Source organism: Sinorhizobium glycinis (assembly GCF_001651865.1).
Lineage (GTDB): Bacteria > Pseudomonadota > Alphaproteobacteria > Rhizobiales > Rhizobiaceae > Sinorhizobium > Sinorhizobium glycinis.
Genome location: NZ_LPUX01000050.1, coordinates 332,471 through 353,012 on the forward strand (window position 1 = coordinate 332,471; position 20,542 = coordinate 353,012).

A 20,542-nucleotide genomic window follows, 5' to 3' on the forward strand; every position below is an offset into this window, starting at 1 on the left:
CGCCCAACTGTCGGGATTTCGGGGAGCCGCGAGCACTTGCCGGGATGCGCCTCATCCGTCACTCTTTTCCCTGGCAGGATTCGAGGTCGTAGGCACCGAAACGCGGCACCACGCCCTCGGCGAGCGGCGCCTTTGGCGTAAAGCGAATGGCCTTGGATTGGCCGGCCGTCAGATCGAAGGCATTGTCGGAATAGCGGCCTTCGACATCCGCCTCGACCATGACATGCAGGGCAAGACCAGCCGCACTGACCGACACGTCGAAGGAGCCGTCCGGCCGCGGCGCCGCCTCGATCCTCAGGCCGGAGGCCACAAGATCGAGCGCCTTGTAGGTGCCACGGACGTAATGCCCCTCGCCGCGCATGCCGTTCGATGCCTCGAAGGACCAGAAGAGCAGTGTATCCCGAGGAATGTCGCTTGCGGCGATGGTCACAAGCGTTGCCGCCTTGTCCGGCGAGCAGGAGCCCATGGCGGCCAGCAGCGGACGGCGGCTGCCGTCGAGCGATACGAGGGAGGTCTCGAGCTCGATCGTCACCGGCTCGGCCGTGTCGTTTACCACTGAGAAGGCGATTTCCCGGCCGTCCGCCGACGGAACGGCGGCGACGGCGACCGGCTGGAAGAAGCGCCGCGCCATGTAGTGCATGGTCTTCCAATGACCGCCATAGTCGAGGCTCGACCAGGAGGCGACCGGCCAGGTGTCGTTGAGCTGCCAGTAGAGCGTCCCCATGCAATGGGGCTTCAGCGAGCGCCAGTAATCGACGGCCGTGCGGATCGCCAGGCCCTGCTGGATCTGGCTCAGATAGACGAAGCTCGGAAAGTCCTTCGGAAAGCGGAAATAGCGGAACATGGTGCCGGCGATCCGCTCGTTGCCGCCAGCATTCTTCTGGTGCGCCTCCATCACCGGCGAGGCGATGTTCAGGTCGCGGGCCTCGGCGAACTGCCGGATCACCGGCATCGACGTATAGGACTGGAAGCCGAATTCCGAGCAGAAGCGCGGCCGCACGGTGCGGTAATTGTCGAACGACTTGTTCTCGTGCCAGACGGACCAGTAGTGCATGTCGCCTGAACCATCGGCATGCCAGGCATCGCCGAAATTGAGATGGCCGACCGAAGGGCTCGACGGCCACCAGATCGCTTCCGGCGAGGCCGCCTTCATCGCCGTCTCCACGGTTCGGTTCAGCCGGTCGTAGGAAACGAGATAGCGGTCGCGATCCTTGCGGCTTTCCTCGAACCAGGTGAGCGCCCCGACGAGTTCGTTGTCGCCGCACCAGAGCGCGATCGACGGGTGGGACTGAAGCCGCTTCACCTGATAATCCACTTCCGCGGCGACGTTCTCGAGGAAGTCCGGGGTCGACGGGTAGAGATTGCAGGCGAACATGAAGTCCTGCCAGACGAGCAGGCCGAGCCGATCGCAGAGATCGTAGAACCAATCCGGCTCGTAGAAGCCGCCGCCCCAGACGCGGATCATGTTCATGTTGGCTTCGACCGCGGAGCGCAACAGATCCCCGACGCGCTCCGGCGTGACGCGCGACATCAGCGCATCCGCCGGTATCCAGTTGGCGCCGCGGCAGAAAATCTCGCGGCCGTTGACGCGCAGCGCAAAACGGCTGCCGGCCTCGTCCCTGTCGGTGGCGAGTTCGAGCGTGCGGAAGCCGATCAGGCGCGTGACGCTTTCCTCGGGCGTTTCCACCTTGAGGGTGGAGAGCGCCTGCTCGCCGCTGCCGGCCGGCCACCAAAGTCTGGGCTCCGCCACGTTGAACACATGGGTGATGCGTGTCTCGCCCGCGGCAACGCTGCAGTCGAGGCGCTCGCGCAGGCCGTCGAGTTCGAAATGGATCGGCAGGATGCCCGGGTTGCGGGCATAGAGCTCCACCGTCACCTGCAGATCGACAGAGCCATCCTCCAGCAAGACTTGGTGCGTGGTAACATGTTCGATCCGCGCCGTCTCCAGCCGACGGAGTGCCAGCGCGCCATAGACGCCGAGCGGCGCGATGGCGATGTTCCAATCCCAGCCGAAATGGCATTGCGGCTTGCGCAGCATATTGCCGTTGGCGATCGGCGAGTTGCCGTCGTGATAGGGCACGTAAAAGGGCTGCGCCGCCTGGCGCCGTGCGCCGTCGGCAATCGAGGAATGAAGCAGGATGCGGATTCGGTTCTCTCCGGCGACAAGCGCCTGCGAAACATCGGGGCGATGGCGCCGGAAGCAATTGTCCGCCTGCAAGACGAGCCGGTCGTTGACGAAAACCGAGGCGACAGTGTCGATGCTCTCGAAATCGAGGTACCAGTGCCCTTCGAGATCGCCCGCGTCGATCGCCACGGTGCGCTCGAGCACCCAGTCCTTATGTGCGACCCATTGGACGTCCGCCTCGTTCCGGCCGTGATAGGGGTCGGCAATGATGCCGGCGCGCTGGAGCGCGCTGTGCACGTCGCCCGGCAGCGCGATCGTCAATGCATGGCTGTTGTCGGCCGAAGCGAGCAGCCAATCGCCGGAAAGGTCGATACGGATGGCGTCGCGATTGATTTCGGAAGGCATTCCCATGATCCATTGGTTGGCGGGTGATCTCGCGCCGGCTTTCATCCGATGAGAGGCCTTCAGCGGCCCATCGGTTTTCGGTCAAAGACGGTTTTCGCTGACGGCGTCGAAGATGGAGGCGACCGCCATGTCGAAGGAGAGGCGCACCGTGCTGCCCGGAGGGTAGCGCCGCTGGCCGGCGATCCGGACCGACATGGATTGGCCGGCAAGCCTCAGCCACAGGAGATTGTCGGCGCCCATCGGCTCCTCGATGTCGACGACCGCCTGGTGCATCTCATGACCCTCACTCGCCTCGTCGACCCTGACGTGTTCCGGCCTCAGGCCGAGGACCACCTTCTGACCGGGTTGCAGTTTTGTGCGTGCCGGATAGGCGGTGACGTCGAAGGCGACGCCGTCGACCCGCACGAAACTGCGGCCGTCCTTCGCCTCCACGTCGCCGCGGAAGAAGTTCATCGACGGCGAGCCGATGAAGCCGGCGACGAACAGGTTTTCCGGGGCGTTGTAGATCGTCATCGGGTCGGCGAGCTGCTGGATGACGCCGCTCTTCATCACGGCGATGCGGTCGGCAAGCGTCAGCGCCTCGATCTGGTCATGCGTGACGTAGATCATCGTGTTCTTCAGCGACTGGTGCAGCCGCTTGATCTCAACGCGCAGTTCGGAGCGCAGCTTGGCATCGAGGTTCGACAGCGGCTCGTCGAAGAGGAAGACGTCGACGTCGCGCACCAGTGCCCGGCCGATCGCCACGCGCTGCCGCTGCCCGCCCGATAGCTCCGACGGCTTCCGCTTGAGTAATGCTTCGATTTGCAGGATGGCCGCGGCACGCTTCACACGCTTGTCGATTTCCGGCTGCGGAATCTTGGCGACCTGCAAACCGAAGGAAAGGTTCCTCTCGACGGTCATCTGCGGATAGAGCGCGTAGGACTGGAACACCATGCCGATGCCGCGGTCCTTCGGCTCCTCCCAGGTGACGTTGCGATCCTTGATGAAGATCTGCCCGTCGGACACGTCGAGCAGGCCGGCGATGCAGTTGAGCAGCGTCGACTTTCCGCAGCCGGACGAACCGAGCAGAACGAGGAATTCGCCATGGTCGATGTCGAGATTAAGCTTGTCGAGAACCGTGACGGCACCGAAGTTCAGTGACAGATCCCTGACGGAAACACTTGTCATGCTTGCTTATCCTTTCACTGCACCGGCCGCGATGCCGCGGACAAAGAGCCGTCCGGAGACGAAGTAGACGACGAGCGGAACTGCCCCCGTCAGGATCGTTGCCGCCATGTTGACGTTGTATTCCTTCACGCCCTGCACCGAGTTGACGATGTTGTTGAGCTGGACGGTCATCGGGTAATACTCCGGCCGCGTGAAGACGACGCCGAACAGGAAGTCGTTCCAGATGCCGGTCACCTGCAGGATCATCGCCACCACGAAAATCGGCAGCGACATCGGCAGCATGATCTTGAAGTAGATCGTCCAGAACCCGGCACCGTCCACGCGTGCCGCCTTGAAGAGTTCCTCGGGCAAGCCCGCGAAGTAATTGCGGAACAGGAGGGTGAGGATCGGCATGCCGAAGATCGTATGCACGATGACGAGGCCAGTCAGCGTTCCGTAGACGCCCATTTCCCTGAGCACGATCACGATCGGATAGATCATCACCTGATAGGGAATGAAGGCGCCGACGACCAGGATGGTGAAGAAAAGCTCGGCCCCCTTGAAGCGCCAGTTCGCCAGAGCGTAGCCGTTCACAGAGGCGACCGCGATCGAGATGATCACCGAAGGCACGGTGATGCGCACCGAATTCCAGAAGCCGCGGGAGAGCCCGTCGCAATTGAGACCGGTGCAAGCCTCGGCCCAGGCCTTCACCCAGGGCTCGAAGGTGATCTCCAGCGGCGGCGCGAAGATGTTGCCGACGCGGATTTCCGGCATGCCTTTGAGCGACGTCACGATCATCACGTAGAGCGGCAGCAGGTAATAGAGGGCGACGACGATCAGGGTGCCGTAGACGATGATGTTGCGTCGCGAGAGCCGGCGGCGCGGCTTGCGGCCGCTGGGACCGGCTTCGATCCGCCTGGTTTCCTTCTCATAGGCAGTAAGCGTGTTGTTGCTTGCGAACATGTTATCCACGCTTGCGGCCTCCTCCGAATTCCAGATATGCCCACGGCACGATGATGATGGCGACGGTGATCAGCATCATGGTGGAGGCGGCGAAACCCTGGCCCAGGTTCTGGGCTTGGAACATGTAGTCGTAGACGTATTTGGCAGGCACTTCGGATGCGATGCCGGGGCCGCCGCTCGTTTGCGCCACGACGAGGTCGTAGACCTTGACGATGCCGCTCGCGATGATCACCAGCGTGGTGATGAAGACGCCGCGCATCATCGGGATGATGATCAGCACATAGGTCTTCCACATCGGGATGCCGTCCACGCGTGCTGCCTTCCAGATGTCCTCGTCGATGCCGCGGAGGCCCGCGAGCATCAGGCACATGACGAGACCCGTCCCCTGCCAGAGCGCGGCGATCAGGATGCCGTAAATAACGATGTCGGCATCGTAGAGCGGGTCGAAGGAGAAGCTTGTCCAACCAAGCGACCGCACGATCGACTGGATGCCGAATTGCGGATTGAGGAGCCACTGCCAAACCAGCCCGGTCACGATGAAGGACAGGGCAAAGGGATAGAGCATGATCGTGCGGAAGGTATTCTCGAAGCGGATTTTCTGGTCCATCAGCGCGGCGAGCACGAAGCCGATCACCAGGCTGAAGACCAGCGAGAAGAACCCGTAGACCGCAAGGTTCTGGATCGAGATGATCCAGCGCGGCGCCGCCCACAGCCGCTCGTACTGGTCGAGGCCTACAAACGAGAGGCGCGGCAGCAATTTTGAATTGGTGAACGAGTAGACGACGGTCCAGATCGTGCCGCCGAGGAATATGACCACGGCTGTCAGGATCATCGGAATCGAGGCGATCTTCGCATTCAGGTTGCGCAGCCACTGGTTCGGCCTGACCGAACCACGTGTGAGAGCCGTCATGTTTCCTCCTCCGAAACTGCGACAATGTCTGGCGGCGCGCGGCACCGGCGACGAGCAAGCCGCCGATCTTCAACGCCGACCACGGACGTGGCTTCTGCCCTTGTCTGCCATGCCCAACTCATTCTCAGCGGCATCCGAGCACGGCGAAAGGGCGAGCGACGGCCTCGCAGCAGCGAGGCCGTCAGGAAGCTTCGATCAATCCGCCGCGGCGATGATTTCCGCGAAGCGCTTCTGCGCGTCTTCGGGCGTCATGGAGGCGTTTGCAAAGAACTCGGAGAAGAGGTCTTCCTTTTGCTTCTGACTATCGGCCGAAAGCAGTTGGTCGGTTCCCTGGATCACGTTGCCCTTGGCGAGAATTTCTAGCCCCTTCTTCATGCAGTCGTTGGCGGTTGCGAGGTCCACGTCGCTGCGCACCGGCAGCGAGCCCTTCTTCAAATTGAAGGCGACTTGCGTTTTCGGATTGAGGAGCGTCGATGCCAGCACTTCCTGCGCCTTCGACTTCTCCTCGTCCTCGAGCAGCGGGAAGTAGAATGCATCGCCGCCGGTCGAGATCACTTCATTGACGCCGAGACCCGGAAGGCACGTATAATCAACTCCTGCCTTCTGGCCCGCCACCTGGAACTCGCCCTGAGCCCAGTCGCCCATGATCTGGCCGCCGGCCTTGCCGGTGATCACCAGGTTCGTCGCCTGGTTCCAGTCCTGAACATTGGTGCCCTTCGACAGGCGACGTGCATCGTCGGCAGCCTTGAAGACCTTGGCGATCTCCGGTCCGGCTGCGACTTCCTCATCCTTCTTGGCAAAGACCTGCTCGAAGACGTCCTTGCCGGCAATCGCCACCATCAGGACGTCGAACGCACCGGCCGCCTGCCACGGCTGACCGCCGACGGCAAGCGGTATGATGCCGGCCTTCTCGAGCGCCGGCCCGGCCGCAACGAACTCGTCCCAGTTCTTCGGCACCGGAACGCCTGCCTGCTTAAAGGCGGCATTCGAGAGCCACAGCCATTGCCAGGAGTGGATGTTGACGGGCGCGCAATAGATCTTGCCTTCGATCGTGCAGGAGTCGAGCAGGCTGGATGGCTTGACGATCTCCTTCCAGTTTTCGCGCGTGGCGACATCGGTCAAGTCGCGCATCAGGCCCGCCTGCACCAGTTCTTCCGCCTGACGGCCATGGTTGAACTGGGTTGCGCCCATCGGGTCGCCGCCAGTGATGCGGCTGATCATGATCGGCCGCGCCGTGCCACCGGAGCCGGCGATCGCGCCGTCGACCCATTTGTTGCCGGTCGCGTCGAAGGCCTTCGCCAGTTCGGCGACCGCTGCGGCCTCGCCGCCGGACGTCCACCAATGGGTGACCTCCAGGTCGGTTGCCTGAGCCAGGCCGAACGGCAGTGCCACGGTTGCGGCCAGAGCGCCGGCCAAAGAACGTAATTTCATGAGTCTCCTCCCTCACTGTAACGTTACCGGAAAAACTTAGTTCAATCCAATTGCCGACGCAACACCCACAACGGATAATTCAAATTTACTAAATCGCAACATCCCATGATTGCATTTATCGACCGCGGGAGACGTCCCATCCCTCCCGGCCCACATATCGCCTACGCCGGGAAATTTCCATCTAAACACTTGTGTTAAAAACGGAAATTACCGGACGACGAAGTCGAGTTTCCAGCCTCCGCTTCGCACATGCAGCATCGAGCGCCGCGGGTCGCAGATTCAACCCCTTGTTTAGGTTCTTCGCACTGCAGCAACGAAAAAGCTCGACATCGCTACTGTATCGTTACAGATTTCAAGGCGCCCTTCCGCTCCGCCGAATATGGTCACCCCTGACAAATCGTATATAAGGCAGAGACTGGGGCGAGGAGACGGGCGATCGCAAAGATACGGGCACCGCGTTCTGCGGACCGTAACGGTTGCTTTGGAGGGTCGGGGAAAGCGGGCTTTATGGAAGGCAGGACGAGGAACAGGCCAGCGGGAGTCCCGCCAACGGAGGGCGCCAGGCCGACATTGAAGACGATTGCCTTCATGACCGGGCTCGGCATCACCACCGTTTCGCGCGCGCTGAAGGATGCGCCCGATATCGGCGCCGAGACAAAGGAGCGCGTGCGCCTGGTCGCGAAGCAGATCGGCTATCAACCGAACCGCGCCGGCGTGCGTCTCAGAACCGGCAAGACCAATGTCATCAGCCTCGTTTTGACGCTTGAGGAAGAGATCATGGGCATCACCAGCCCGATGGTCATCGGCATCACCGAAATCCTCGCCGGCACGCCGTACCACCTGGTCGTGACGCCCTACAGTTCCTCCAAGGATCCGCTCGGCCCCATCCGCTACATTCTCGACACCGGAGCCGCGGACGGCGTGATCATCTCGCGCATGGAGCCGCACGACCCACGCGTGACCCTGCTCACCGAGCGTCAACTGCCGTTTGCGACGCACGGACGGACCGAAATGGGGATCGTGCATCCCTATCACGACTTCGACAACGAGCGCTTCGCCTACGAGGCCGTGCGCAGGCTCGTCGAGCGCGGCAGGCGCCGGCTGGTGCTCTTGGAGCCGCCGCCGCACCTCACCTTCCATTCGCATATGCGCACCGGCTTCGAACGTGGTCTCAAGGATTTCGGCGCGGAATCGGTCAGCTTCCACCAGGTCAACATCGATTACAGCCTCGTCGCGATCCGCGACGCCTTCGAAAAGCTGATGGATTCTGCGGACGCTCCGGATGGCATCGTCTCCGGCAGCGGTTCGGGTGCGATTGCACTGATTGCAGGCATCGAGGCGGCGCGAAAGAAGCTTGGCGAGGACGCCGACATGGTCTCCAAGGTCCCGAGCGACTTCCTGCGCTGGCTGCGTCCGGAGGTCATGACCATGTACGAGGATATCCGCGTGGCCGGGCGTGAACTCGCCAGGGCCGTGATCGGCCATATCGAAGGCCGCCCGCCCGAAACACTGCAGAGCCTCAGCCAGCCGGAGTTTCAGCCGCCGATGGCGTCGTTGCGCTGAAAGGAATCCGTCAGCCGACTACCATCGGCCCTGCCAGCCGCCTTTGCGCAGACTTTCGCGTATCCGTTCGCGTTGCTCCGGATTGACGAAGCGCGAGACGAGCCCCGCGATGATCTCCTGATACTTGGTAAGGACGCTGAGCGTCGCCTCTTCGTCTTCTGACATCAGACGGCTGTAGCCAGCGACGTCGGCAGCCAGAACAACAGCCGGATGGCGCCCCTTTGCTTCATCCGTCGGCACTGGGCAGCAAGTCTACACCTTGGCGGCCGCCCCGAGCGCGGCACCGACAAGGACGGCCGCACGTGAAAATGGACGCAAGAGTCTAAGAACGTCTCAAAGTACGCAGCCGCATCTCGCGGATCGGGCGTAGGAGACGATCTCGGCGCGCTTGCTGCGCCCGTCGCCGAGGAATTCATCGATACTCGCGGCGACCTCGTCCGGGCGGTTCCGCGCCCAATGGCCGAGACCGTGGAGGGCTGCCTCCTGACATGCAATCGAGTCGAGCCTTAGGGTTCGACGCATGACGCCGATCGCCGCCCTGTGCATGAGATCGAAAGTCGGATCGTCGGCAAGCGCCAGACATGGGAACTCGTCCCACCACATGTAGCAGACGGCGTTCAGGGGAGCCGCGCCGGGTTCGTCGATGTGACCCAACACAGCGGCGCAGCGCGGTGCGAACAGGTCGGTGAAGAGGTTCTCGATGGCTTCTACGCAGCGCAGCCGGGCTGCCGTGGACGTGGAAGTCTTGTAGAACCAGCCGTTATCGCCCGAGGCGCTGGTGCTGAGCAGGTAGGTGAGGCCTTGGGCGATCTGCGCGTCGGAGAAGAAGGCCAGCGAGTGTTCGGTCGTCGAAAAGAGCCTCGTGAAGTAATCGATGGCGACAGGCGGCTCGGGATCCCACCAGGGAGGGTCTTCATCGAAGAACCAGGGGTTGCCGTGCGGCCGGATCGAGTGGCTGAACGCATGCTCGAGCCAATCATCGTAGCTCAGGTTCGACACCGCAGGCATGCAATCCTCCTCCTGTAGGGTTACGTCGCCGAAATACTGGCCTGCTGGCGCGTTTGGCCTTACCTTCTCACGACCTCGTCTCGGGCGCCAGTCGCGCTAACCTGGTTTTGCCATTACCTCTTGCGCGCGTACTTGCGGAGTTTAAGGGCTGGAAGGCAGAAGCGCCGCCTTGTAGGCTACATCACCGCTTCAAAGTGCAGCCGACAGGAGGAAAGTTGCCTCATGCCGCCCGTGAACGTCGATCCCAAAAAGGTGCATGCGTTCGACGCCGCCGAGCGTTTCTACAATTGGCTGGGCAAACACCACGACAGGGAGGACGAGGTCTGGATCAAGATCCACAAAGTGGCTTCGGGGCTCAAGTCGATCACGCCCAAGGAAGCCATCGACGTGGTGCTCTGCTGGGGCTGGATCGACGGCGTTCGCAAAGGGCTCGACGAGACGAGCTATCTGCAGCGCTACACCCCGCGCGGCCGGAAGAGCACCTGGAGCCAGATCAATGTCGACAATGTCGCTCGGCTGATCGATGAAGGCCGGATGACCGAGCACGGTCTCAGGCAGGTCGAGATGGCAAAGGCCGACGGCCGTTGGAGCCGCGCTTACAAGAGCGGCAAGGATATGAAGATCCCCGACGATCTCCAGGCCGCGATCGATGCTGAACCCAAGGCGAAAGAGATGCTCGGCAAGCTCAGCGAGCAGAACCGTTTCGCCATTGCCTTCCGCACCCATAACATGAAGACGCAAGCCGGCCGGAAGAAGAAGATCGAGACCTTTGTGGAAATGCTCAAGCGCGGCGAGACGATTTATCCGCAGGGGAAGAAGTGAGGCGGCCGAGCCCTGTTTTTCTGCGGCGAGTCACCCCAGCCTGAACAGCTATCTGTAGAAGGTACAATCCGTCATCAAGCGCGCAAGAAATTGGTTGAAGTTCCGTGCAAATGCGGACCTCCCGAAAGGATAATAAACAGCGGTTCCGTGCCCTCGCCTGAAAACCAGAACCGAATTGTTTCCCAGCTGAAGAAGGGAACCTCGTCTTCGTCGATGAAATCCGGGTAAATGCTCCACTCGACCGAGCTACGGCGTAATATCTCGGCAATCGCAGCTGTGCTCAGGAAGGAATTCTCGTAGTCATAGGTGTCCCCGCCGGTGATATCCTCTGTCAGCCATCCGGTCCCAATCTGTCGCAAGAAGGCGAGATATGCAGACGGCAGAACGTCCCCGAACTCACGCTCGAAATCCTGGATCTCAGCTTCGCCGCGAGGGACGAACAAATTCGATGTCGTGTGGTCATCGCGATCACGCACGAATCGCCGATACCAGCCCCCAGACTTCCGGATCTATCTTCTCTTCCATTCGCCGGTAACCTCTCAGTTACTTCCAACGCCTGACGTCCTGCCAAAACGAATGGGGCGGCGCATGTTTGGCCGCCCCATTTCCCCCATTCCCCCAAAAATCAGTTCCGCTAGACGTTCAACCCAGTGCCCACGGCCTGGGTGGCTGTCGGCGCCGTCGATGCGGGCGAAGCCGTACCGCGCAAATCCGGGGCCGTATGCTTCATATGCTCACAGCCGGCCAATATTTGTCGTCGGTAAAATCCGTCGGGATCGGATTGAGCTGTCCGAGTTTCTCGGCAACGAAATCGATCTGTATCTTCAGATAGCGGATTGAATGCGGAATCGGCGCTCCAGTGGCGAGGCTGCGTACCCGCCATTGCTCGTAGCCTGACGCCCTTATGCGCCGCTCCGCCTCGCTGCGGATGCATGCCGGCCCGGTGCCGGACCTAGTGTCGATCGCCTTGCCCCCTTCGATCACCCTGAATTTCATGTTGCCTTCCCGATTGCTCCCTTGCTTGAGACGCCGTGAGCATGTCGTGAAAGGGCGACCGGCGCCACCCTTCCTTTGGTACAAATGAACTAAACTGATCCTACGCGTTCAGCCCGCTGCCCCACGGACCGTGGTGGCTGTCGGCGCCGTCCACGCGGTCGAAGCCGTGGGCACCGAAGAAGTCGCGCTGCGCCTGGATGACGTTGGCCGTGCCGCGGCCGCGGCGATAGCTGTCGAAATAGCCGAGCGCCGAGGCGAGCGCCGGCACCGGCAGGCCGCCGAGCACCGCCGCGGAGACGACGCGGCGCAGAGCCCCGTCGGTCTCCTTGACCATCGCCGCGAAGGCAGGCGTCACGATCAGATTCGCCGCATCCGGCGCCTTGGTGAAGGCGGTGGTGATCTCATCGAGGAACTGCGAGCGGATGATGCAGCCGGCGCGCCAGATCCTGGCGATCGTCGGCATCGGCAGGTTCCAGTTGAACTCCTTCGACGCTGCCGACATCACCGCGAAGCCCTGCGCATAGGCGCCGATCTTGGCGGCAAGCAGCGCGTTCTCCAGATCCTCGATGAAGGCCTGCCTGTCAGCCACGTTGAATTCGCCGACCGGCGGCAGGCGGAGGATCTTCTCGGCCGCCTCGCGCTCCTCCTTCGCGGAGGAGATACTGCGGGCGGCGACGGCCGCTTCGATGGCGGTCGCGGGAACGCCCATGTTCTGCGCCTCGATCACCGACCATTTGCCGGTGCCCTTCTGGCCGGCCTTGTCGAGGATCAAATCGACGATCGGCTTGCCGGTCAGCGGATCGGCGGCCTTCAGCACCTTTTCGGTGATCTCGATCAGGTAGGAATTGAGCCGCCCCTTGTTCCAGGCGCCGAAGACTTCGCCGATCTCCTGCGCCGTCATCTTCAGCCCGTCGCGCAGGATGCCGTAGATCTCGGCGATCATCTGCATGTCGGCATATTCGATGCCGTTGTGGATCGTCTTGACGAAATGACCGGCGCCGTTTTCGCCGAGCCAGGCGACGCAGGGGTCACTGTCATATTTCGCGGCGATGGAGGTCAGCACCTTCTCGACGCGGCGGTAGGACTCTTCCGTGCCGCCGACCATGATCGACGGCCCATGACGTGCGCCCTCCTCGCCACCGGAAACACCCATGCCGATGAAGGTGAGGCCCGAGTCCTTCAACCCGTCGAAACGGCGCATCGTATCGCGGAAATTGGCGTTGCCCGCGTCGATCATGATGTCGCCCTTGGAAAGATAGGGCTTCAAAGCCTCCATCTGCTGGTCGACAGGATCGCCGGCCTTGATCATGATGATGATCGGACGCGGCGGGCGGATGGCGGCGACGAATTCCTCGATGGTCTCGCAGGGAACGATCTGCCCCTTGAGCGCGCCGGCCTCCGCGTAGAATTTGCGCGTCGAGTCAACCGTGCGGTTGAAAACGGCGATCTTGTTGCCTTTTTCAGCGATGTTGAGCGCCAGGTTAGATCCCATGACGCCGAGACCGATTAGGCCGATTTCCGCCTGTGACACGTGATTGCCTCCATTGGACAGGATAGGCTGGCCCCGCAGCGATGGCGGTGTGCCGACCCCTTGAATTTGATCTGCGCATGTAGGGCATCCAAAGAGAAAGTGGCGGATGAGACATGCGGCGGCGGAGGCTGTTTTGGCACTCAAATCGATTTACGACAAGCCATTCCTGACAAATCAATGCTTCTCCGGCTTGCCATGCATGGCCTGCGAATGGAACATCTTTGGTGACGCATCTCAAGATAGCCGGATCGGCCGAAACAAATCTGGGAAGGCCGGAACATCGAGTTGCGCCGGAGATTGGCCGTTTCATTCGAGACGATTGCGCAATGTATTGAAACGGAGACACGCATGACCACGATGGCCGCTAGAATCCTTCATATTTCGATCGAGCGGGACTGGCGCGAAGTCTACGCCTTCATGGCCGACCCGGAGACGATGCCGCTTTGGGCATCCGGGCTCTCCTCAGGCCTTGCGCGGGACGGCGACGAATGGATCGCGCCAGGCCCGCTCGGCAATGCCCGCGTCCGCTTCGCTCCCGAAAATGCACTCGGCGTCGTCGACCATCTCGTAACGCTAGAGAACGGCGCCAAGGTCCACAACGCGCTCCGGGTGGTGCCGAATGGCGACGGCGCGGAAGTGATGTTCACGCTGCTGAGACAGACCGGTATCAGCGACGAGCAATTCGCGACCGACGCCGCCTGGGTCGAAAAGGATCTGGCGGCGTTGAAGGCCATTCTGGAAACAGGCGACGAGAAACACAAGACTGGAGAGGAGATGGCCATGATCGGTAACGACCGTCGCATCGACTATATCGAATTCAACGTCGCTGACATCGCGGTGAGCAAAGCCTTTTATGGCGGCGCTTTCGGCTGGACCTTCAAGGATTACGGTCCGGAATATTGCGAGTTCGCCGACGGCCGGCTGACCGGCGGCTTCACGACGCTCGGGGCGGTTCGCAGCGGAGGGCCGCTCGTCATCATCTATGCCGATGACCTGGAGGGCGCTCGGGCCCGCGTGGAGGCGGCAGGCGGCGCGATCCTCAAGCCGATCTTCGCCTTTCCCGGCGGCCGGCGCTTTCACTTTAGCGATCCGGATGGTTACGAGTTGGCGGTCTGGTCCAAGCAATAACGGCGGTGGCGGCGCAGGAATCATTCGCCGAGGCGGGTGGAAAGCGCGCTGACGCGGCCGACGACGATACACTACAGGATGAAACCATCCGTCACATCACGGCTCTAAGCGGCCACCGCCCTCCGCCTGTCGGCATGTTCCTGAATGACCAGGATGGCACCGATGAGCTTTCCGGCACAGGATCGGCAGGGTGTCATGCGGCAGCGAACGACGACAGTGCGGCTATCGACGGTCTTGGCAAAGGTATAATCGATTACCTCGCCGGCGAAACAGCGGTCGAGTTGCGCCCTGACGCGTTCCTCGAAGCGCTGAAGGCCAATGAACTCGACGACGTGCCGGCCGATCAGGTCCATCGGCCGGCGTTCCAGGTGGCTCGCATGCGCGGAATTGGTGTAGAGATACCGGTAATCCGGCGTGATGACCGCGACGCGGTCGGGAAAACAGTCGAGGATCGCCTCGTTGAGCAACCCTTCGTCGGCGCGCCCTTTCGCAGGCAGTTTTGGAACCCGGCCAAGGTCGAGTCCGGTGAGGCCGGCGGTCCCCGTCGCCGCAAGATAGCGATCGATCAGCGATTTAAGCAATTGCGAGTGGCGCAGCACACAGGCGATGTCGTCCGCCTCGGCACGCAACAGGTCCACGACAAACTGGAACTGAAGGCGAGCATCTTCGACGCTCGCGGCTTTCTCGTCATAGACGGCCCTCAGAATGGGATCGAGTTCACGATCGAGGATGTCGATCAGATGTTCGTCTGCCACCTTCACCGCATACCGCAACTGCGAATACCTGAACCAGAATAGCTCAATCAATTCATTCAATTTGAAAACCTCATTCCCGCGGCGAACCCCGCGCCAATGCGTTCAAAGGCGAGTCAGTGCAGCTGAAAATCCCTAAATTTTCTTCCCGAACCCTGATGCGACGCTAAACCGCGTTGCACCTTCCACGCCCCAGTACAACGACGAGTGTACACTCATCGCGTGTTCGTTCAACAGCAGAAGGGAGCGGCGATCGGCCGCAAACGATTTCGACCGCCAAACTTTTGCGGGATCAATCAAGAGTAGAGGCGAATGGTGTCGCGCGAGGCGCCGAGCGAGCATTGGAAGTGGCTTGACGGCGGAGCGCGAGGCACCCTTCCATCAGCGATTTCGCGTGCGCCAGCCTCTCCGGCCGCAGACACTGACATCATACCTCAGGCAAACCCGGTAGGACCGGCTAAAGATACCGCTTGATGCGCCAGCGGTCGTGATACCAGAGCCACTGGCCGGGATATTCCCGGACCCAGCTCTCGACCTTGTCGTTCAGCATCTGCGCCGTTGCCGTGACGTCGACGCTGCCATCGGTCCTGCGGGGAATTTCGACTGCCGGTTCGAGTTCCAGCCGGAAGCGGCCGCCGGGGAGACGGATGCAACGGGCCGGGTAGACCTCGCAATTGAACTGGCGGACCAGTTTCGCGAGGAGAGGATTGGTCTGGACATCCTGCCCGAAAAATTTCGTCTTCAGCCCCTTGCGGAACTTCTGGTCGACCAGCACGCCAACGCCGCCGCCGCGTTCGAGCTGGCGGGCGAGCGCAAAGGAGGAGCCTGCATGGGACGGCACCAGATTGCCCATCCGCTCCTTGCGGAACTCGAACACCTTGTCGGCCATGTATGGATTGTTCGGCGGCCGGAAGAGGACGGTCACGTCCAAGCCAAAGGCGGACCCCGCAACCGGAAGCATCTCGAAATTGCCGCTATGCGCCGTGAAGACGATGAAGGGTCGCGGATTGTCGCGCAGTTCCAGGAAGAGCGGAATGCCCGAGACCTCCACCCTGCCCGGCTCTGCGCGATACGGATCGAAGTCGAAGAGCCGATCGAGGAAGACGTATTCGGCGGCGAGCCGCCCCATATTGCCCCAGCTTTCGAGCGCAATCTCCTGGATCTCGGCGTCGCTCTTCTCCGGAAAGGCATTGCGCAGATTGGTGAGCGTCAGCTTATGGCGGCTGGTCTTCGGCCCGATCCGGCGCACCACCCGATCCATGAAATTGATCGCGGTGTCCGCCGGGAAGAGCTTCAGGACATTGAGCAGCAGGAACACGAACTGCGCGATCAGCCATTGCCGGAAGCGGTCGGCAGCGAGCACCAGCCGTGTGATCAGCATCCGCACCGGGATCAGTCCATCCGCAGAATGATTTTGCCGAAGATCTGGCGCGATTCCATCCGCTCGAGGGCGCGATCGATATCGGCCAGGCCGACCTCCGTATCGATGACCGGATGAACGAGGCCGCGCGCCATCTTCTGCATGGCGTTCGCCATGTTCTCCATGCGGCAGCCGAATGAGCCGAGCAGCTTCAACTGCTGTTGGAAAAGCATCATCAGGTTCATGTCGGTGGAGACGCCTGACGTGGATCCACAGGTGACGAGCCGCCCGCCCCGCTTCATCGACAGCATCGAGCCCGCCCAGGTGTCCTTGCCGACATGCTCGAAGACGACGTCGACGCCCTTCTTCCTGGTGAGCTTGCGCACCACGCCCTCGAAGCGGTCGGTGCGATAGTTGATGACATGATCGGCGCCGAGCGCCCTTGCCTTCTCGATCTTGTCGTCGGAACCGACGGTGGTGATGACGGTGCAACCGATCTTCTTGGCTAGCTGGATCGCCGCCGAGCCGATGCCGGAACCGCCGGCGTGGACGAGGATCGTCTCACCCGGCTCGAGCCTGGCATTGTCGAAGAGCATGTGTTCGACGGTCCCGAAGGTGACCGGAGCGAGCGCCGCACCCACAGCGTCGACACCGGGCGGTGCGGGCACCAGCAGACGCGCCGGCAGGTTGATCTTCTCCTGGGCGAAACCGTCGAGGTGGAAACCATGCACGCCGCCGACATGTTCGCAAAGATTGTCGCGCCCTTCCTTGCAGGGACGGCAGAGGCCGCAGGTGCGCGCGCCATAGATCGAAACGAGCTGGCCCGGCAGAACGCTCGCCACACCCGGACCGATGCTCTCGACGACGCCGGATGCTTCCGCGCCGATGACCAGCGGCATCTTGCGCTTGGCAAAGGCCATGCCGCGCCAGCCCCAGACATCGATATGGTTGAGCGCAACCGCCTTGACCCGCAGCGTCACTTCGCCAGGACCCGGCGCCTCCGGCTCCGGAAGGTCGGTGATTTCGAGCTTGCGGTCATCGAGCAGTTGCAGAGCGCGCATGGTCTTTCCTTAAGATGTTCATAGTCGAGCGGCCGGGCCGTGCTGACTGGGCATATATACACATTGGTCGGGTGGCGCAGCACCCCCCTCTGGCCTGCCGGCCATTTCCCCCACAAGGGGGGAGATTGACCCGCGGCAAGCCTATCGCTCCAAGGCTCCACGTTCAGAGTCCCTTGATGGGCAAGGCGGTGCCACATCCAATCTCCCCCCTTGTGGGGGAGATGCCCGGCAGGGCAGAGGGGGGTTAACGCCCGTGCCACCGTCCTCGAAATGACTCAAACCGGCTCGGCGGTCATCACGAGGCTAGCGTTCTGGCCGCCGAAGCCGAAGGAATTCGACAGCACCGCAGTGACCTGCTGGCTGCGCTTCGCGTTCGGCACGACGTCGAGAACGATCGCCGGATCCGGGTTCTGATAGTTGATGGTCGGCGGCAGCGTGCCGGTGAGCATCGTCTGGATCGAGAAAACCGCTTCGACCGCGCCGGCGGCCGTTAGCGTGTGGCCGATCATAGACTTGTTGGACGAAACCGGGATCGACGGCAGACGTTCACCGAACACGGCCGACATCGACAGATACTCCATCTTGTCGTTCTCCGGCGTCGAGGTGCCGTGCGCGTTGATGTAGCCAATGCCGGTTTCATCGATACCGGCATCGGCAAGCGCCGCTCGGATGGTCGCGATCGCCGGTCCGCCATCGGGCGAGGAGCGCGTGCGGTGGAAGAGATCGGCCTTTTCACCGCAGCCCTTCAGGATACCGTAGACGCGCGCGCCGCGGGCGATTGCCGCTTCGAGCGATTCGAGAACCAGCGTGGCCGCGCCTTCGGCGATCACGAAGCCGTCGCGATCCTTGGTGAAGGGCTTCGACGCCTTTTCCGGCGGATCGTTCTGCGTCGAGAGCGCCGAAAGCAGCGAGAAGCGGATCAGTGCTTCGGCGCTGACTGAGCCGTCGGTCGCGACCGTCAGCGCCCGATCAGTGCGGCCCTGACGGATCGCCTCGACGCCAAGCTGGATGGCGGTGGCGCCCGAAGCGCAGGCGGTCGACAGGGTGACCGGCAGGCCGCGTGTGCCGAAACGATCGGCGAGCCGCTCGGAGATCGAGCCGAACAGCACTGCCTCGTGGAAGACCGGATCGGCCTTCTGACGCATGGCGGCAAGGAAGCGGTTATAGGCGTCGCCCGGCCGCTCCGAGGCGGGCGCGCGGTCCGCGAGCTCGAAGCGCGCGCTCCACTCCGGTTCGATCGGCGGCGCGGCCAGGAACAGCGGGCCGTTGAAATCGCCGGAGAGGCCAGCCTGCGCAAGCGCTTCCAAGGTCGTCTCGCGTGCCATCGCATAGGAGCGCTCGACGGCGTTCTCGGCCGGAAGCTCGATGAAATCGACCGTACCGCTGATCCGGGTCGAAAGGCCTTCGGTCGGGAAGCGGGTAATCTTGTGAATCCCCGAAACGCCGCCGCTGAGCGCCGCCCAATTGTCCTCCACCCCCTGTCCGAGCGAGGTGATGACACCCATGCCGGTAACGGCGACGATCGGACGGCCGAGGTGATCCGTATAAGCCTTGCTCATGCTTGAGCTCCTTATTCCGCGGAAAGCACGGCGATCCCTTCGCCGCGGGCATGGCCGATGGTCGTGACGATCGCCGTCTTGGCCGGCGTCGTCATCGGCGCTTCGGCGGGATCGAAGGGCGGAACCTTGGCCGCAGCCCCGAGCGAAAGTGCGGCAAAGGCCATGCCGACCGGGAATTGCGCCTCGATGCCGTGACCGACGAGGCCGCCATAGGCACGGACCGGCCGCCCGGCAAGCTGCGTCTCGAGGAAGACCTTCTCGCGCCGCGCCAGGTCGTGGAAGCCGCTCGTGCCGGAAAAGACCACGGTCGACTGCGGCTCGAGCTCTGCGCCTGGCCGTGCCATATCCCTCAGCCGCGCTTCCAGCCGGCCGTCCTCGCGGCTGCCGCGATCGCCTTCGATCGCATCGATCGTGGCATAGATGCGGGCGCCGCGGGCTTCGGCGTACTCGCGCGACTCCAGGACGAGGAAGGCGCCGGCGGAGCCCAGGATCATGCCGCCGCCGTTCCCGGGCTTGCGCGACCAGATCGGGTGCCATTCACCGAGGGCATGGCCCTGGATGGCTTCGATCAAAAGGATGATGTCGAGGCGTTCGGCCGAAAAGGCGCCGCCGACGAGCGTATGGGTCGACTGTCCGGCCTTGATGCGCGCAAAGGCGGTTTCCATCGCCGAGATACCCGCCGCTTCCTCGCCCATGAAGGTGCGCGACGAGCCCGTCACCTTGTGGACGATCGAGATATTGCCGGCGAGAAGATTGGAGAGTTGGGCGAGAAACAGCGTCGGGCGGAGCTCCGTCGTCAGCTTCTCGTTCAGAAGCTGTTCGCGATCATTGCGCTTCAGGGCCTCGTCGACGATCAGCGAGTCGACATTGATGTCGCGCTCGCCGCCGCCGGCGGCGACGATCATGTCCATGCTGCCACAGGCCTCGAGATTGTCCTTGAGCCCCGCATCGTCCAGCGCAAGGCCGGCCGCGAAGACGCCGAGACGCTGCCAGTTTTCCATCTGCCGCTGATCGCCGCGCTTGGCGATCTGCTCGGACCAGTCGATCTCCGGCAGGGGATGGACCGGATAGGGCGCGAAGCGCTCCGTCTCGACCCGAACCTTCGGCGCTTCGACGGCACTCAGCAGGGCAACGTGCGGCTCGGCGCCGACGCCCTGGCTGGTCACGATGCCGACGCCGGTGATCACCACGTCGTTTGCGGATTTGGTCATCTCACTTCTCCGAAGCGGCCGCAGCGGCCATCAATCCGACTTCCTCGGCGCGCTTGCGGACGATCTCCCCAAGCGGCACCTGATCGAACGGCATCGTCCTCAGCTTGAGCTGGGCGTCGCAGATCTTCTTGCCGCCCGAAGCGATCTTGGCCTTGGTGACCGCAAATCCCGATCCCTCGTGCTCCAGGAATGCTTCGATTTCGAGCTCGGCGGCGGGCTCGACGAATGTGCGCATCTTTGCCCCGTCGACCGACATCAGGAACGGCATCGCCACGAATTTGGTGGCGGCAAGCACGAGAAAGCCCGAAGCCTGCGCCATCGTCTCTATCAACAGCACGCCGGGAACCAGGGGATAGCCGGGAAAATGTCCTTCGAATACCGGGCTCTTCTCCGGCACGATGGACCGCGCCGTCAGCCGGCCCGCCGCGAGATCGACGGCTTCAATCCGGTCGATCATCTGGAAATATTCAAGGAGCATGAGCGCCTACCCCGTTCGTTTCGGGCTCAAGTAAAAATGCCGATGCCGCCTGTCAAGCAAAGGACGCTGCAGGCGGCATCGGGAAACGGTTGA

Annotated in this window: 19 protein-coding genes and 1 pseudogene; 4 read left to right on the forward strand and 16 right to left on the reverse strand. The window is 62.4% G+C overall.

What is annotated here, in order from left to right; translation table 11 throughout:
• Positions 1–58: 58 nt before the first annotated feature.
• The 5 genes from AU381_RS04180 to AU381_RS04200 form a co-directional block, all read right to left on the reverse strand.
• Positions 59–2,530, reverse strand: coding sequence for a beta-mannosidase (locus tag AU381_RS04180; protein ID WP_064240635.1), 2,472 nt, complete (start codon positions 2,528–2,530; stop codon positions 59–61).
• A gap of 81 nt (positions 2,531–2,611) precedes the next feature.
• Entirely contained in the window at positions 2,612–3,697 is a 1,086-nt protein-coding gene (locus AU381_RS04185; protein ID WP_064240536.1) for an ABC transporter ATP-binding protein, read from the reverse strand.
• A 6-nt stretch (positions 3,698–3,703) separates the two neighbouring features.
• The gene (locus tag AU381_RS04190) at positions 3,704–4,639 is read right to left on the reverse strand and encodes a carbohydrate ABC transporter permease (RefSeq protein WP_064240537.1); all 936 of its coding nucleotides are present in this window, start codon (positions 4,637–4,639) and stop codon (positions 3,704–3,706) included.
• A gap of 1 nt (position 4,640) precedes the next feature.
• On the reverse strand, positions 4,641–5,549 hold the full coding sequence (locus AU381_RS04195; RefSeq protein WP_064240538.1) for a carbohydrate ABC transporter permease: 909 nt from the start codon (positions 5,547–5,549) through the stop codon (positions 4,641–4,643).
• Between the two features lie 195 nt (positions 5,550–5,744).
• A complete protein-coding gene (locus tag AU381_RS04200; RefSeq protein ID WP_064240539.1) occupies positions 5,745–6,980 on the reverse strand; it encodes an ABC transporter substrate-binding protein in 1,236 nt (411 codons plus the stop codon).
• Between the two features lie 507 nt (positions 6,981–7,487).
• On the opposite strand from AU381_RS04200, the gene AU381_RS04205 reads away from it, so the two are divergent.
• Positions 7,488–8,543 carry a LacI family transcriptional regulator gene (locus tag AU381_RS04205; RefSeq protein ID WP_064240540.1) on the forward strand — a complete coding sequence of 352 codons (1,056 nt, stop codon included), beginning with the start codon at positions 7,488–7,490 and terminating at the stop codon, positions 8,541–8,543.
• 18 nt (positions 8,544–8,561) lie between these two features.
• Here AU381_RS04205 and AU381_RS04210 read toward each other — a convergent pair whose 3' ends face one another.
• Both AU381_RS04210 and AU381_RS04215 read right to left on the reverse strand, forming a co-directional pair.
• Complete coding sequence (locus tag AU381_RS04210; RefSeq protein WP_064240541.1) at positions 8,562–8,783, reverse strand: hypothetical protein; 222 nt, start codon at positions 8,781–8,783, stop codon at positions 8,562–8,564.
• A 93-nt stretch (positions 8,784–8,876) separates the two neighbouring features.
• The gene (locus tag AU381_RS04215; RefSeq protein WP_064240542.1) at positions 8,877–9,551 is read right to left on the reverse strand and encodes a hypothetical protein; all 675 of its coding nucleotides are present in this window, start codon (positions 9,549–9,551) and stop codon (positions 8,877–8,879) included.
• Between the two features lie 222 nt (positions 9,552–9,773).
• On the opposite strand from AU381_RS04215, the gene AU381_RS04220 reads away from it, so the two are divergent.
• Positions 9,774–10,373, forward strand: a complete 600-nt coding sequence (locus tag AU381_RS04220) for a YdeI/OmpD-associated family protein (protein ID WP_064240543.1) — start codon at positions 9,774–9,776, stop codon at positions 10,371–10,373.
• Positions 10,374–10,447: 74 nt separating this feature from the next.
• Here AU381_RS04220 and AU381_RS04225 read toward each other — a convergent pair whose 3' ends face one another.
• From AU381_RS04225 to gndA, 3 genes are all read right to left on the reverse strand, one after another.
• Complete coding sequence (locus AU381_RS04225) at positions 10,448–10,849, reverse strand: SMI1/KNR4 family protein (RefSeq protein WP_064240544.1); 402 nt, start codon at positions 10,847–10,849, stop codon at positions 10,448–10,450.
• Between the two features lie 250 nt (positions 10,850–11,099).
• Positions 11,100–11,369, reverse strand: coding sequence for a hypothetical protein (locus AU381_RS04230; protein ID WP_064240545.1), 270 nt, complete (start codon positions 11,367–11,369; stop codon positions 11,100–11,102).
• 100 nt (positions 11,370–11,469) lie between these two features.
• On the reverse strand, positions 11,470–12,900 hold the full coding sequence (gene gndA / locus AU381_RS04235; RefSeq protein WP_064240546.1) for an NADP-dependent phosphogluconate dehydrogenase: 1,431 nt from the start codon (positions 12,898–12,900) through the stop codon (positions 11,470–11,472).
• A gap of 348 nt (positions 12,901–13,248) precedes the next feature.
• Between gndA and AU381_RS04240 the strand changes: the two are divergent.
• Positions 13,249–13,674, forward strand: a pseudogene (locus AU381_RS04240) (SRPBCC family protein); the annotation flags it as partial.
• The gene (locus tag AU381_RS04245; RefSeq protein ID WP_064240636.1) at positions 13,675–14,028 is read left to right on the forward strand and encodes a VOC family protein; all 354 of its coding nucleotides are present in this window, start codon (positions 13,675–13,677) and stop codon (positions 14,026–14,028) included.
• A gap of 104 nt (positions 14,029–14,132) precedes the next feature.
• On the opposite strand, the gene AU381_RS04250 is transcribed toward AU381_RS04245, so the two are convergent.
• The 6 genes from AU381_RS04250 to AU381_RS04275 all read right to left on the reverse strand — a co-directional run bounded on the left by AU381_RS04250 (position 14,133) and on the right by AU381_RS04275 (position 20,449).
• Positions 14,133–14,843 carry a PAS domain-containing protein gene (locus AU381_RS04250; protein WP_064240547.1) on the reverse strand — a complete coding sequence of 237 codons (711 nt, stop codon included), beginning with the start codon at positions 14,841–14,843 and terminating at the stop codon, positions 14,133–14,135.
• A gap of 394 nt (positions 14,844–15,237) precedes the next feature.
• Positions 15,238–16,161: a lipid A biosynthesis lauroyl acyltransferase gene (locus AU381_RS04255; RefSeq protein ID WP_064240548.1), complete on the reverse strand. Its 924-nt coding sequence runs from the start codon at positions 16,159–16,161 to the stop codon at positions 15,238–15,240.
• An 11-nt stretch (positions 16,162–16,172) separates the two neighbouring features.
• On the reverse strand, positions 16,173–17,201 hold the full coding sequence (locus AU381_RS04260; RefSeq protein WP_064240549.1) for a zinc-binding dehydrogenase: 1,029 nt from the start codon (positions 17,199–17,201) through the stop codon (positions 16,173–16,175).
• A gap of 275 nt (positions 17,202–17,476) precedes the next feature.
• Positions 17,477–18,760 carry a beta-ketoacyl-ACP synthase gene (locus AU381_RS04265; RefSeq protein WP_064240550.1) on the reverse strand — a complete coding sequence of 428 codons (1,284 nt, stop codon included), beginning with the start codon at positions 18,758–18,760 and terminating at the stop codon, positions 17,477–17,479.
• Between the two features lie 11 nt (positions 18,761–18,771).
• Positions 18,772–19,971, reverse strand: a complete 1,200-nt coding sequence (locus tag AU381_RS04270) for a beta-ketoacyl-ACP synthase (RefSeq protein WP_064240551.1) — start codon at positions 19,969–19,971, stop codon at positions 18,772–18,774.
• A 1-nt stretch (position 19,972) separates the two neighbouring features.
• Entirely contained in the window at positions 19,973–20,449 is a 477-nt protein-coding gene (locus AU381_RS04275; RefSeq protein WP_064240552.1) for a 3-hydroxyacyl-ACP dehydratase FabZ family protein, read from the reverse strand.
• Positions 20,450–20,542: the final 93 nt, after the last annotated feature.